The sequence below is a fragment of the Pseudomonas sp. NPDC090233 genome (assembly GCF_044772285.1).
Lineage (GTDB): Bacteria > Pseudomonadota > Gammaproteobacteria > Pseudomonadales > Pseudomonadaceae > Aquipseudomonas.
On sequence record NZ_JBIVYQ010000003.1, the window covers coordinates 83,074 to 96,866 of the forward strand.

Sequence of the window (13,793 nt, forward strand, 5' to 3'; positions counted from 1 at the left end):
GGGATGGAGCAGCCTGGTAGCTCGTCGGGCTCATAACCCGAAGGTCGTCGGTTCAAATCCGGCTCCCGCAACCAGATTCGAGAAAAGGCCACTGTTAACACAGTGGCCTTTTTCTTTGCCCTGAAAAAAGCGACGGCTAAAAACTCAAGTTAAATCAACAAGTAATGCTTGACACCAAAGGCTTACGCTGTAGAATTCGATCCCACAGGCGCGGGATGGAGCAGCCTGGTAGCTCGTCGGGCTCATAACCCGAAGGTCGTCGGTTCAAATCCGGCTCCCGCAACCAGATTCGAGAAAAGGCCACTGTTCACGCAGTGGCTTTTTTCTTTGGCCTGAATAAAGCAGGCCCTGCAGAAATATTTGCACGATCAACAGTTAGTGCTTGACCACTCAGCCTGAAGCTGTAGAATGCGCCCCTCTGACGCGGGATGGAGCAGCCTGGTAGCTCGTCGGGCTCATAACCCGAAGGTCGTCGGTTCAAATCCGGCTCCCGCAACCATATTCGTCAGAACAAACCCCGCCTGTGTAACAGCAGCGCGGGGTTTGTTGCATTTCGTCGACTGAAAACCTTTGATGCATTCAGCCTACCCCCGCGCTTGAGATGTCGCCCTCTGGATGAACTATCTTTAACCGTGCCGGACGACTGAAAGTCATGTTGCCCGGAGTAATATCTGGATACGTTTCCAAAGGGACTTTCACTTGGCCGCACCTTCCCCTGACCTCGCGCTGAAAGCCCGGGGTAACTCATGACTTCCCAGAACCCAGCCCCCCAGGAGCCACTCGCGACGGCATTGCCTGTGGCCGCGCAACGTCTGCCCTGGCTGGAGCGCCTGAGCCGCTATCGCCAACCCATCGGCCTCGGCGTGACCCTGGTGCTGTTCGCCATGGCCCTGGTTGCCTGCCGTCACTTACTGAGCGAGTTGGACATCTATGCGCTGCACGATGCCATGCTCAGCGTGCCAGCCCAATCACTGATCGGCGCCTTGCTGGCGACGGTCGTCGGGTTTGTGATCCTGCTCGGTTACGAATGGTCGGCCAGCCGCTATGCCGCGGTGAAGTTGCCTGCCCGCACGCTATTGCTCGGTGGCTTCAGCGCGTTCGCCATCGGTAACGCCATCGGCCTGTCGATGCTCTCTGGTGGCTCGGTGCGTTATCGCCTGTATGCTCGCCAGGGACTAGGTGCCGCCGAAGTCGCGCGCATGACAGTGTTTGCCAGCCTGTCACTGGGTTGCGCCCTCCCCCCGCTGGCAGCCCTGGCCACCTTGAGCAACCTGCCCGCCGCCGCTGCGGCCCTGCGTATGCCCGCAAGCGTACTGGCCGCGATCGCCCTTGCCGTGCTGGCCCTGTCGACCGTGCTGGTGATCGGGCTGTATCGCCGACGGTTGCCTGAGCAGCCATTGGCCGACAGCCTGCTGGTGCAAATCGGTCGGCGTACCTTGCGACTGCCCGGCGCGCGGCTGACCGCACTGCAACTGGTCATCACCGCACTGGACGTTGCCGCCGCCGCTACCGTGCTCTATCTGCTGCTGCCAGAGGCCCCGCCATTCGGCGCGTTCATCCTGGTCTATCTGCTGGCGCTGGCCGCTGGGGTGCTCAGCCATGTGCCAGGCGGGGTCGGGGTCTTCGAGGCGATCTTGCTGGCTGCCTTCGCCGACCAACTGGGCGCTGCGCCACTGGCCGCTGCCTTGCTCCTGTACCGCTTGATCTACGTTGTGCTGCCATTGCTGCTGGCTTGTGCGCTGTTGCTGGGTAACGAGGCGAAGCGCCTGCTGTTCGCGCAGCAGGCAATCAAGGCCGCCTCCGGGCTGGCCGCGCCAATCCTTTCGATCCTGGTGTTTCTCTCCGGCGTGGTGCTGCTGTTCTCGGGCGCTACACCCGAGATCGATACCCGCCTGGAGCACATGGGCTTCCTGGTGCCACACCGCCTGATCGACGCCTCGCACTTCGGCGCCAGCCTGATTGGCGTGTTGTGCCTCTTGCTCGCACAGGGCCTGCGCCGCCGCCTTTCCGCCGCTTGGCTGCTGACCACCGTGTTGTTGCTGGTGGGCGCTCTGTTGTCGTTGCTCAAAGGCTTCGACTGGGAAGAAGCCAGCCTGCTGATTTGCACCGCCGCCCTGCTTGCCCTCTTCCGCCGTTCGTTCTACCGGCCAAGCCGTCTTCTTGAGCTGCCGTTCTCACCGGTGTACCTGGTGGCCAGCGCCTGTGTGGTCGGCGCTTCGGTCTGGCTGCTGCTGTTCGCCTACCAGGACGTGCCCTACAGCCATCAGCTATGGTGGCAGTTCACCCTCGACGCCGATGCCCCCCGTGGCCTGCGCGCAGCCATGGGCAGCGCGGTGCTGCTGGTGATCGTCGCCCTCACCTGGCTGCTGCGTACCGCCCGCCCGGTCATTCATCTGCCCGATGAGGAAGAGCTGCAGCGCGCCAACCGCATCCTGCTGGCGTCCGAGCAACCCGACGGTGGCCTGGCGCTGACCGGTGACAAGGCGCTGCTGTTCCACCCAAGCAACAACGCCTTCCTCATGTATGCCCGCCGTGGCCGCAGCCTGGTGGCGCTGTACGACCCCATCGGCCCGGCCCAGGAACGCGCCGAGATGATCTGGCAGTTCCGCGACCTGTGCGACTTGCACCACGCCCGCCCGGTGTTCTACCAGGTACGCGCGGAGAACCTGCCGTTCTACATGGACATCGGCCTGACCGCCCTCAAGCTAGGCGAGGAGGCCCGGGTCGACCTGCGCCGCTTCGACCTCGAAGCCAAGGGCAAGGAAATGAAAGACCTGCGCTACACCTGGAACCGTGGCGGGCGCGATGGCCTGAGCCTGGAAATCCACGAACCCGGCCAGGCACCGCTGGCCGAGCTCAAGGAAATATCCGACGCCTGGCTGGGCGGCAAGAACGTGCGCGAAAAAGGCTTTTCGCTGGGACGCTTCAGCCCCGAGTACCTGCAGCACTTCCGCATTGCGCTGATCCGCTTCCAGGGCCGGCCGGTGGCGTTTGCCAACTTGCTGGAAACCCATGCCCACGAGCTGGCCAGCCTCGACCTGATGCGCGCCCACCCCGAGGCGCCGAAGCTGACCATGGAATTCATGATGATCGGCCTGATCCTGCACTACAAAAGCCATGACTATGGGCGCTTCAGCCTGGGCATGGTCCCCCTTTCCGGCCTGCAGCCACGGCGTGGCGCACCGTTGACCCAACGCTTGGGTTCCATGGTGTTCCGCCGCGGCGAACAGCTTTACAACTTCCAGGGCCTACGGCGCTTCAAGGACAAGTTCCAGCCGGACTGGGAACCTCGTTACATGGCCGTGCCAGCCGGGCTCGACCCGTTGGTGGCACTGGCCGACACCGCCGCCCTGATTGCAGGCGGCCTGACTGGATTGGTGAAACGTTGATGATCCGACGCTATTGGCAGTACATCTTGATCCCCTTGCTGGTGGCCGCCCTCGCCGGCGCCGCTGCCTTCTGGCTGTGGACACGGCCGGCCCCCGACGCTCGCCTGGAGCAACTGAGCCTCAATGACATCAGCGTCACCCGTGTCACGCCTGGCGTCCACGCCAAGGCCCGGGTCGCCATCGGTGTGCCCCAGGACCAGGCCCTGACCGACAAGCAGCTGTTGGACCTGAGCCAGGCTGGCGAGGCGCAACTGGTGCAGGTCATCCTGCCGACAGGCGACTGCAGCAAGCAGCAACAGGCAATGGACCTGGCGCTGAGCCAACTGGCCGAAAAACCGACACTGGTCGCCGGTATCGGCCCAGGCGCCGCCCAGGCCTGGCGCTGGCTGGCCGCGCAGACGGACGACAAGGCCCGCGCCATCTCGGTCGACTTCAACGTCGAGCAGCCCGGTTGCACCGCCGCCCTGCCGAAAACTGCCGCCCATGGCCACTGGAACGTCGCCTGGAACGATAACCCGGATGACGCCAGCGCCGCCTTCGTGCGCGACCAGGCCAATGCCGAAACCAGCATCAGCGACTACGACATCCACCTGCCGCAAGTGCTCAAGGCACAGCTGACCCAAGCCCTGGTGGGCCGCGACGGCAATGCACTGGCCATCCCCGTGGTGGAAGTGCCTGCCGGGCAAACCACTGACACCGTGACCCTGTTCCTCTCCGGTGACGGCGGCTGGCGCGACCTGGACCGCGATGTGGCGGGTGAAATGGCCAAGCTCGGTTATCCGGTCGTCGGCATCGACACCCTGCGCTACTACTGGCAGCACAAGACCCCCGAGCAAAGCGCCGCCGACCTGTCGGAGCTGATGCAGCACTACCGTCAGAAATGGGGCACCAAGCGCTTCGTGCTGACCGGCTATTCGTTCGGTGCCGACGTGCTGCCGGCGATTTACAACCGCCTGCCGGCCGAGGACCAACAGCGTATCGACGCCGTGATGCTGCTTGCCTTCGCCCGCAGCGGCAGCTTCGAAATCGAAGTCGAGGGCTGGCTGGGCAAGGAAGGTCAGGAAGCGCCGACCGGGCCGGAAATGGCCAAGCTGCCTGCGTCCAAGGTGGTCTGCGTGTATGGCCTGGAAGAGGCCGACGAAAGCGGCTGTACCGACAAGACTGCCGTGGGCGAGCGGATGAAGTTGCCCGGTGGGCACCACTTCGACGAAAACTACCCGGCGTTGGCCAAACGCTTGATTGGCGAGATCGAGACCCGCCAGGGCAAGTCCAGCGTGGCCGAGCAGAATTGAGTTGAACCCGGGGCCGCTTTTTGCGCCCCCTGTTCATTCAGATCTCGACCTGCGTCCCCAGCTCGATCACCCGGTTCAGCGGCAAGTTGAAGAAGCGCAGATTACCGTTGGCATTCTTCAGCAAGAAGGCAAACAAATTTCCCCGCCAGCGCGACATGCCTTCTAGACGCGTCGCGATCACCGTTTCACGGCTGAGGAAGTAGGTCGTGCGCATCGGGCTGAAATCCAGCTCGTCCAGATGGCACAGTTTCAGCGCCGCCGGCACGTCCGGTTCATCCATGAACCCGAAGTGCAGCAAAACGCGGAAAAAACCATCACCAAAGGCCTCCACCTCGAAGCGCTCCTGCTCCGGCACCCGCGGCTGGTCCTCACTGACCACGGTCAACAGCACCACCTGGCTGTGCAGCACCTGGTTATGCAGCATGTTGTGCAACAGCGCATGGGGCACGGCGTTCGGTCGCGCGGTAAGGAACACGGCAGTACCTTCGACGCGGTGCGGCGGCTGCAGGTGGATACTGCTGATGAACAAGTCTAGCGGCAGCCCGCCCTCATCGATGCGCTCGACGAGGATCTGCTTGCCACGCTTCCAGGTGCTCATTAATAGGAACAGCACGCCACCTGCCAGCACCGGGAACGCCCCACCCTGGACGATTTTCGGCACGTTGGCGGCGAAGAACAGCCCGTCTACAAAGAGGAAACCCACCAGAATCGGCACTGCCAGCACCGGTGGCCATTTCCACAACAGCAGCATTACCGCCGACACCAGGATGGTGGTCATCAGCATGGTGCCGGTGACCGCCACGCCATATGCCGCCGCCAGCGCGCCGGAAGACTCGAAGCCGATCACCAGCAAGACCACACCGACCATCAGGGTCCAGTTGACTGCCGCGATGTAGATCTGCCCTTGCTCGTCGCTGGAAGTGTGCTGGATCTGCATCCGTGGGATGTAACCAAGTTGGATGGCCTGGCGAGTCAGGGAGAAGGCCCCCGAGATGACCGCCTGCGAGGCAATCACCGTGGCCATGGTCGCCAGCCCCACCAACGGCAGCAACGCCCAACCCGGCGCCAGCAGGTAGAACGGGTTGCGCGCAGCATCCGGGTTTTGCAGCAGGATCGCGCCCTGGCCGAAATAGTTGAGCACCAACGCCGGCAGCACCAGGGCGAACCAGGCACGGGCGATCGGCTTGCGCCCAAAGTGGCCCATGTCGGCATAAAGCGCCTCGGCCCCGGTCAAGGCCAGCACCACCGCCCCCAGGATCGCCACGCCCATGCCTGGGTGAACGATGAAGAAGTTCACCGCCCAGCCCGGGTTGAACGCCTTGAGCACTTCCGGGCTCTGCGAGATGCCATGCACGCCCAGGGCGCCGAGCACCACGAACCAGGTCACCATGATCGGGCCGAACAGCTTGCCGATTTTCTCGGTGCCGTGCTTCTGCACCAGGAACAGCGCCACCAGCACCACCAGCGAAATCGGCACCACCCAGTGGTCGATGCCATCGAACGCCAGGCCCATGCCCTCCACCGCCGACAACACCGACACCGCCGGGGTGATCATGCTGTCACCGTAGAACAACGAAGCGCCGATCAGCCCGCAGATGACCATCAACGTGCGCAGGCGCGGATAGGCCGCCGTGGCCCGCCGCGCCAGCGCGGTCAGGGCCATGGTGCCGCCTTCGCCCTGGTTGTCGGCGCGCAGGATGAACATCACGTATTTGAACGACACCACCCACAGCAGCGACCAGAGGATCAGCGAAAGAATCCCCAGCACCCCATCATGGTTGACCGGTACACCGTAACCGCCGGTAAAGACTTCCTTGAGGGTATACAGCGGGCTGGTCCCGATATCGCCATAGACCACCCCAACAGCTGCCACCAGCAGGCCCAGCGACCTGGCTGCGCCTTGCTTACCCGCCTGCCCGCCCTCGGTGTGACTGCTTGCCTGAACCATCGAACACTCCCGCAAACGGCCATCGAGGCCGGTAGAATTCACACGCGCGCCGGGGCATCACTGACCCACTGACGCAATGGCGCGAAGCATAGCGTAGCGTTCGTCGCATTTGTGCTGGTCAAGCGACCGTGCGCTCGCTAGAATTGCGCACTTTTTGATCAGAGGCGCCAAAAAGCGCCCGTCAAGACCGCCGCCGTTTCCGGCCGTGCGGCCTGCATTCAATACCGAGGTTAGTCATGTCCACCACTCCCGCCACCCCCAAGGTAGGATTCGTCAGCCTGGGCTGCCCAAAAGCCCTGGTCGATTCTGAGCGCATTCTGACCCAGCTGCGCATGGAAGGTTATGAAGTCGTGCCCACCTACGAGGACGCCGACGTGGTGGTGGTCAACACCTGCGGCTTCATCGACAGCGCCAAGGCCGAGTCGCTGGAAGTGATCGGCGAAGCGATCAAGGAAAACGGCAAGGTCATCGTCACCGGCTGCATGGGTGTCGAGGAAGGCAGCATTCGTGACGTGCACCCAAGCGTGCTGTCGGTCACCGGCCCCCAGCAGTACGAGCAGGTGGTCAACGCCGTGCACGAAGTGGTGCCGCCGCGCCAGGACCACAACCCGCTGATCGACCTGGTGCCACCGCAAGGCGTCAAGCTGACCCCGCGCCACTACGCCTACCTGAAGATTTCCGAAGGCTGCAACCACAGCTGCAGCTTCTGCATCATCCCGTCGATGCGCGGCAAGCTGGTCAGCCGCCCGGTCGGTGAAGTGCTGAGCGAGGCCGAGCGCCTGGTCAAGGCCGGCGTCAAGGAGATCCTGGTGATTTCCCAGGACACCAGCGCCTACGGCGTCGACGTCAAATACAAGACCGACTTCTGGAACGGCCGCCCGGTCAAGACCCGCATGCTCGAACTGTGCGAGGCGCTGAGCAGCCTGGGGGCCTGGGTGCGTCTGCACTACGTCTACCCGTACCCGAACGTCGACGACGTGATCCCGCTGATGGCCGCCGGCAAGATCCTGCCGTACCTGGACATCCCGTTCCAGCACGCCAGCCCGAAAGTGCTCAAGTCGATGAAGCGCCCGGCCTTCGAAGACCGCACCCTGGCGCGCATCAAGAACTGGCGCGAGCAATGCCCGGAACTGGTGATCCGTTCGACCTTCATCGTCGGCTTCCCGGGCGAAACCGAAGAAGACTTCCAATACCTGCTGGACTGGCTGACCGAAGCTCAGCTCGACCGCGTCGGCTGCTTCCAGTACTCGCCGGTTGAAGGCGCTCCGGCCAACGACCTCGGCCTCGAAGAAGTACCGGATGACGTCAAGCAGGAACGTTGGGACCGCTTCATGGCCCACCAGCAGGCCATCAGCAGCGCCCGCCTGCAACTGCGCATCGGCAAGGAAATCGAAGTGCTGATCGACGAAGTCGAAGAACAAGGCTCGGTAGGCCGCAGTTTCTTCGACGCACCGGAAATCGACGGCAGCGTGTTCATCGATGGCGACCACGGTTTCAAGCCAGGCGACAAGGTCCGTTGCCGGGTGGTCGATGCCGACGAGTACGACATGTGGGCCGAGCCTGTCTGAGGCTTGGGATGACATGATCGAGCCCCGCCCACTGGCGGGGCTTCTTTTTGCATCTATGGTTTCCTCAATAGCCATCGAGGAACACCGGCATGCCTACGGCATTGACGCTGCAAACGCCACACGTGAGCGACTATCCAGTGCTGGTTCAGGTCTGGGAAGACTCGGTGCGCGCCACGCATGACTTCCTGCCAGACGCTTACATCACGCTGCTGCGAGAGCACGTACTGCACAAATACCTCGACGCGGTCATGCTGGTCTGCTGCAAGGACCGTCAGCGCATCTGTGGTTTTGCCGGGGTCACCAATGGCCGCGTCGACATGCTGTTCGTAGCCCCCGAGTACCGTGGCAAAGGGGTGGGCAAGCGTTTGCTGCGCTATGCCATCGATGAGCTGAATGCCGAGTACCTGGATGTGAACGAACAAAATCCGCAAGCTCTGGGCTTCTACCTGCACGAAGGTTTCAAAGTCATTGGCCGCTCGGAAACCGACGGTTTGGGGCAGCCTTATCCCTTGCTGCATATGAAGTTAATTCCTACATCACTTTAGGAAGCCTCCGAAATGGCGCATTTGACTTAGATTTACCTCATGAACTGCGCATGGGCAGGTACAATGTAAGACTTTTCCTGCCTTGCGAATTACCCGCCATGTCCGAACCCATCCGCCTGTCCAAACGCCTGATCGAGCAGCTCGGCTGCTCCCGCCGTGAGGCCGAGCTGTATATCGAAGGGGGCTGGGTGACGGTCGATGGCGTGGTGGTCGAGCAGCCACAGTTCAAGGTCGACAACCAAACGGTCGCGCTGTTGCCCGGTGCCCGCGCCGAAGCGCTGGAGCCGGTAACCCTGTTGCTCAACCAGCCAGCCGGCGTCCATATCGACAGTGCTCGCGACAGCATGAACATGGGCAACCTCAGCGAGGCGCATCGTGAAGGTGTGCGACCGCTGCATGGGCATTTCGCCCGACTGGCCTGTGCTGCACCGCTGGAGCGCGGCGCCAGCGGCCTGCAAGTGTTCACCCAGGACTGGCGGGTGACCCGCAAGATCGACGCCGACCTGCGCCGCATGGAGCAGGAATACGTCATCGAAGTGCGCGGCGAGACCACGCCCCAGGCGCTGGAGCGCCTGGCGCGTGGTACGGCGGCGCGCAATGACCGGGAACTGCCCAAGGCCAAGGCCAGCTGGCAGAACGAAACCCACCTGCGCCTGGCCCTGAAAAACCCGCAACCTGGGCAGATTTCCGAGATATGCGCCTATCTGCGCCTGGAAATCCGCAGCATGCGCCGCATTCGTCTGGGCGGCGTTTCCATGGGCAAGCTGCCCCTCGGCCAGTGGCGCTACCTAGCCGGCACCGAACGTTTTTAAGCAATACGCCACGCCACAGCGTGGCATCTGAACAGGATTTTGCAGCAATGAACCACAATGATGTCCTGCGCAGCCTGCGCTACATGCTCAAGGTGAACGACGCCAAGATGGCCGAGATCATCGCGCTGTCGGGCCTGGAAGTTAACCCGGTGGTGCTCGCCACTTACCTCAAGAAAGAAGAAGAACCCGGCTTCGTGCGTTGCCCGGAGCGGGTCATGGCGCACTTTCTCGACGGCCTGGTCACCCACCGCCGTGGCAAGGATGACAGCCGCCCGGCGCAGCCTGTCGAGCTGCCAGTGACCAACAACACTGTGCTCAAAAAATTGCGCGTGGCCTTCGAGCTCAAGGAAGACGACCTGCATGCGATTCTCAAGTCGGTCAACTTCCCGGTGTCCAAGCCTGAGCTCAGCGCGCTGTTCCGCAAAGTCGGCCACGACAACTACCGCCCTTGCGGCGACCAGCTTCTGCGCAACTTCCTCAAGGGCCTGACCCTGCGCGTGCGCGGCTGATTGGCCATGCAGCATACGGTTTCCCCCGTCGGCATCGTGCGCTCCTGCTTCAAGGAAAAATTCGCGATTCCGCGCCAGCCCCAACTGGCACCGGCTGCGCGCGGGGTACTGGAGCTGCTGCCGCCGTTCGACCAAGGCGATGCCGTGGCGGGGCTGGAGCAGGTCAGCCACGTGTGGCTGCTGTTCCTGTTCCACCAGGCCCTGGAAGACAAACCCCGCTTGAAAGTGCGCCCGCCGCGCCTGGGCGGCAACAAGAGCATGGGCGTGTTCGCCACGCGCGCGACGCATAGGCCTAATGGTATCGGTCAGTCAGTGGTACGGCTGGAGGGCGTGGAGCCGGGGCGGCTGCTGCTGTCCGGAATCGACCTGCTCGATGGCACGCCAGTGCTGGATATCAAGCCTTACGTGCCCTACGCCGACAGCATCACCGGGGCTAGCAACCTGATGGCCAGTGATGCGCCCGAATCAATTGCCGTGCAATGGGGCGACAGCGCCCTGCCCCAGGCCCGTGAGCACGCGTTGCGCCTGGACGAACCGCTGGTGGAGCTGATCGAGCAGTGCCTGGCGCAGGACCCGCGACCCGCCTACCAGGTGCCACCGCCAGAGCGGGTATACGGGGTGAAGTTCTGGGATGTGCAGGTCCGCTGGCATTACCCGCAACCGGACATGATTCGGGTGCTTGAGGTCGTCGGCGACTGACAGCGGGTATATTGCAGGCATAAAAAAACGCAGACCTGGGTCTGCGTTTTTCGTTAGCGCGTTCGCCTTATTTCTCGACGAAGGCACGCTCGATCAGGTAGTCACCTGGCTCGCGCATGCGGGCGGAGACCTTCAGGCCGAAGCTGTCGAGCACTTCGCTGGTCTCGTCGAGCATGCTCGGGCTGCCGCAAATCATCGCGCGGTCGTCCTGCGGGTTGATCGGTGGCAGGCCGATGTCGCTGAACAGCTTGCCGCTGCGCATCAGGTCGGTCAGGCGGCCTTGGTTCTCGAACGGCTCACGGGTCACGGTCGGGTAGTAGATCAGCTTGTCACGCACCGCCTCACCGAAGAACTCGTTCTGCGGCAGGTGCTCGGTGATGAACTCGCGGTAGGCCACTTCGTTCACGTAGCGCACGCCGTGCACCAGGATCACTTTTTCGAAACGCTCGTAGGTTTCTGGGTCCTGGATGACGCTCATGAACGGCGCCAGGCCAGTGCCGGTGCTCAGCAGGTACAAGTGCTTGCCCGGGTTCAGGTCATCGAGTACCAGCGTGCCGGTAGGCTTCTTGCTAATGATGATCTCGTCGCCTTCCTTCAAGTGCTGCAACTGGGAAGTCAGCGGGCCGTCCGGCACCTTGATGCTGAAGAATTCCAGGTGCTCTTCCCAGTTCGGCGAGGCGATTGAGTAGGCGCGCATGAGCGGGCGACCGGTCTCCTGCTGCAGGCCGATCATCACGAACTGACCGTTCTCGAAGCGCAGGCCCGGGTCGCGGGTGCACTTGAAGCTGAACAGAGTGTCATTCCAGTGATGCACACTGAGGACACGTTCGTGGTTCATGTTGCTCATCGATGGGGCTCCTGAAGAAAACGCAGCGCGCACAGCGCACAGTTGCGCGATAGTTTAGGGGCAGCGACAATATCTGTTAACTGAATTATCAAGATATGTGTTATCGGTTATATAGATATGCGATTCACACTTCGTCAACTACAGGTCTTCGTCGCCGTGGCCCAGCATCAGAGCGTCTCGCGGGCCGCCAGCCTGCTGGCCCTGTCGCAGTCGGCTGCCAGTACCTCAATCACCGAGCTGGAGCGGCAATCGAGCTGCCAGCTATTCGACCGTGCGGGCAAGCGCCTGGCCCTCAATGCCTTGGGCCATCAATTGTTGCCGCAAGCCGTGGCGCTGCTCGACCAGGCCAAGGAAATCGAAGACTTGCTCAACGGCAAATCCGGTTTTGGCTCGCTGGCCGTCGGCGCCACGCTGACCATCGGCAATTATCTGGCCACCCTGCTGATCGGCAGTTTCATGCAGGTGCACCCGGAAAGCCAGGTCAAGCTGCACGTGCAGAACACTGCACATATCGTGCATCAGGTCGCGCAGTACGAAATTGATCTGGGTCTAATCGAAGGCGACTGCAATCACCCGGACCTTGAGGTACAGCCCTGGGTCGAGGACGAGCTGGTGGTGTTCTGCGCGCCTCAGCACCCATTGGCCAAGCTTGGCCGTGCGGATATCGAAAGCCTGTCGCAGGAAGCCTGGATTCTGCGTGAGCAAGGCTCAGGCACCCGCCTGACTTTCGACCAGGCCATGCGGCACCATCGCGCGAATTTGAACATTCGCCTGGAGCTGGAGCACACCGAAGCGATCAAGCGTGCCGTGGAGTCCGGCCTGGGCATCGGTTGCATCTCCCGCCTGGCACTGCGTGATGCATTCCGCCGTGGCAGCCTGGTGCCGGTCGAGACGCCGGAGCTGGACCTGATGCGCCAGTTCTACTTCATCTGGCATAAACAGAAATACCAGACCTCGGCCATGCGCGAATTTCTGGAGCTGTGCCGCAACTTTACTGCGGGCGTAACCCGCAGCGATGAGATCGTCCTGCCGCCGATTGCCTAAAGCAGAATCACACCCCAGACCAGCGCCACCATGGTCAATGCCACCAGCTGCGCGGCGCTGCCCATGTCCTTGGCGTTCTTCGACAGTGGGTGGCGCTCCAGCGAAATGCGGTCGATGGCCGCCTCCACCGCCGAGTTGAACAGCTCGACAATCAGGCCCAGCAGGCATACAGCGATCATGATGGCCCGCTCCGCACGGCTGACCGGCAGCCAGAATGCGATCGGGATCAACAGTACGTTGAGCAGGACCAGTTGACGGAAAGCAGCCTCGCCCTTGAAGGCGGCGCGCAGGCCGTCCAGCGAATAGCCAGCGGCATTGAAGATACGTTTGAGGCCGGTCTGGCCTTTGAATGGCGACATGCGTGTCACTTCACCGATGAAAGGCCAGCAGACTAGTTGAAAACGCATCAAAAAAGCGTGAAGACGCAGGCAGTTAGCTGCTCGCAACCGATTCAAGTTGTTGCAGCAGCAACGCCGCCTGGGTACGCGTGCGCACGCCCAGCTTGCGGAAGATCGCGGTCACATGGGCCTTGATGGTCGCTTCCGACACATTCAGCTCATAGGCAATCTGCTTGTTCAGCAAGCCCTCACAGACCATGGTCAGCACGCGGAACTGCTGGGGCGTGAGGCTAGCCAGGCCCTCGCTGGCAGCTTTGGCTTCGGCCGAGACATCGACTTTTTCGAACGCCTGCGGTGGCCACCAGACCTCGCCGTCGAGCACCTTGCGCACCGCATCCTGAATCACTTCCAGGCCGCTGGACTTGGGGATGAAACCACTGGCGCCAAATTCGCGGGACTTGACCACCACGGCCGCCTCTTCCTGGGCCGAAACCATTACCACCGGGATCTGCGGGTACTGGCCGCGCAACAGCACCAGCCCGGAGAAGCCGTAGGCACCTGGCATGTTCAGGTCCAGCAGGACCAGATCCCAATCGGCTTTTTCGCTCAGTCGGGTTTCCAGCTCGGCAATACTGGCGACCTCGACCAGGCGCACATCCGCGCCCAGGCCAAGGGTCACGGCCTGGCGCAAAGCGCTGCGGAACAGCGGGTGGTCATCGGCAATCAGGATTTCGTAAGTGGCCATCGATCTGTGGATCCTGTTCAGTGGCAAGCGCTTCATTATGAACCAAAGCAGGGCTTG

12 protein-coding genes and 3 tRNA genes are annotated in these 13,793 nt (G+C 62.3%); 11 read left to right on the forward strand and 4 right to left on the reverse strand.

Annotated features, from left to right (window positions below; all coding sequences use genetic code 11):
• The 5 genes from ACIQUF_RS08475 to ACIQUF_RS08495 all read left to right on the forward strand — a co-directional run bounded on the left by ACIQUF_RS08475 (position 1) and on the right by ACIQUF_RS08495 (position 4,681).
• Positions 1-74: transfer RNA gene (locus ACIQUF_RS08475), tRNA-Met, on the forward strand.
• Positions 75-209: 135 nt separating this feature from the next.
• A tRNA-Met gene (locus tag ACIQUF_RS08480) sits at positions 210-286 on the forward strand.
• 136 nt (positions 287-422) lie between these two features.
• Positions 423-499, forward strand: a tRNA-Met gene (locus ACIQUF_RS08485).
• A 247-nt stretch (positions 500-746) separates the two neighbouring features.
• Positions 747-3,389 carry a bifunctional lysylphosphatidylglycerol flippase/synthetase MprF gene (gene mprF, locus ACIQUF_RS08490; RefSeq protein ID WP_403130522.1) on the forward strand — a complete coding sequence of 881 codons (2,643 nt, stop codon included), beginning with the start codon at positions 747-749 and terminating at the stop codon, positions 3,387-3,389.
• On the forward strand, positions 3,389-4,681 hold the full coding sequence (locus ACIQUF_RS08495) for a virulence factor family protein (RefSeq protein ID WP_403130523.1): 1,293 nt from the start codon (positions 3,389-3,391) through the stop codon (positions 4,679-4,681). Before mprF ends, ACIQUF_RS08495 begins: the two co-directional genes overlap by 1 nt.
• A 37-nt stretch (positions 4,682-4,718) precedes the next feature.
• Here ACIQUF_RS08495 and ACIQUF_RS08500 read toward each other — a convergent pair whose 3' ends face one another.
• On the reverse strand, positions 4,719-6,629 hold the full coding sequence (locus tag ACIQUF_RS08500) for a potassium transporter Kup (RefSeq protein WP_403130524.1): 1,911 nt from the start codon (positions 6,627-6,629) through the stop codon (positions 4,719-4,721).
• Between the two features lie 236 nt (positions 6,630-6,865).
• Here ACIQUF_RS08500 and rimO point away from each other — a divergent pair, with 236 nt between their 5' ends.
• From rimO to tsaA, 5 genes are all read left to right on the forward strand, one after another.
• Positions 6,866-8,197 carry a 30S ribosomal protein S12 methylthiotransferase RimO gene (rimO, locus tag ACIQUF_RS08505; protein WP_046787966.1) on the forward strand — a complete coding sequence of 444 codons (1,332 nt, stop codon included), beginning with the start codon at positions 6,866-6,868 and terminating at the stop codon, positions 8,195-8,197.
• An 89-nt stretch (positions 8,198-8,286) separates the two neighbouring features.
• Positions 8,287-8,742, forward strand: a complete 456-nt coding sequence (locus ACIQUF_RS08510; RefSeq protein WP_403130526.1) for a GNAT family N-acetyltransferase — start codon at positions 8,287-8,289, stop codon at positions 8,740-8,742.
• Positions 8,743-8,840: 98 nt separating this feature from the next.
• A complete protein-coding gene (locus ACIQUF_RS08515) occupies positions 8,841-9,554 on the forward strand; it encodes an rRNA pseudouridine synthase (protein WP_403130527.1) in 714 nt (237 codons plus the stop codon).
• Positions 9,555-9,601: 47 nt separating this feature from the next.
• The gene (locus ACIQUF_RS08520; RefSeq protein WP_403130529.1) at positions 9,602-10,063 is read left to right on the forward strand and encodes a DUF1456 family protein; all 462 of its coding nucleotides are present in this window, start codon (positions 9,602-9,604) and stop codon (positions 10,061-10,063) included.
• 6 nt (positions 10,064-10,069) lie between these two features.
• On the forward strand, positions 10,070-10,762 hold the full coding sequence (tsaA, locus tag ACIQUF_RS08525; protein ID WP_403130530.1) for a tRNA (N6-threonylcarbamoyladenosine(37)-N6)-methyltransferase TrmO: 693 nt from the start codon (positions 10,070-10,072) through the stop codon (positions 10,760-10,762).
• Between the two features lie 67 nt (positions 10,763-10,829).
• Here tsaA and fpr read toward each other — a convergent pair whose 3' ends face one another.
• Positions 10,830-11,609 carry a ferredoxin-NADP reductase gene (gene fpr / locus ACIQUF_RS08530; protein ID WP_274906921.1) on the reverse strand — a complete coding sequence of 260 codons (780 nt, stop codon included), beginning with the start codon at positions 11,607-11,609 and terminating at the stop codon, positions 10,830-10,832.
• A gap of 117 nt (positions 11,610-11,726) precedes the next feature.
• On the opposite strand from fpr, the gene finR reads away from it, so the two are divergent.
• Positions 11,727-12,653 (forward strand): LysR family transcriptional regulator FinR, encoded by a 927-nt coding sequence (gene finR, locus ACIQUF_RS08535; RefSeq protein ID WP_400795941.1) that lies wholly within the window; start codon positions 11,727-11,729, stop codon positions 12,651-12,653.
• On the opposite strand, the gene ACIQUF_RS08540 is transcribed toward finR, so the two are convergent.
• Entirely contained in the window at positions 12,650-13,012 is a 363-nt protein-coding gene (locus ACIQUF_RS08540; RefSeq protein WP_008094698.1) for a diacylglycerol kinase, read from the reverse strand. The two genes, finR and ACIQUF_RS08540, sit on opposite strands and share 4 nt — an antisense overlap.
• Before the next feature lie 73 nt (positions 13,013-13,085).
• Positions 13,086-13,736 carry a response regulator transcription factor ErdR gene (gene erdR / locus ACIQUF_RS08545; RefSeq protein ID WP_400795944.1) on the reverse strand — a complete coding sequence of 217 codons (651 nt, stop codon included), beginning with the start codon at positions 13,734-13,736 and terminating at the stop codon, positions 13,086-13,088.
• Positions 13,737-13,793: the final 57 nt, after the last annotated feature.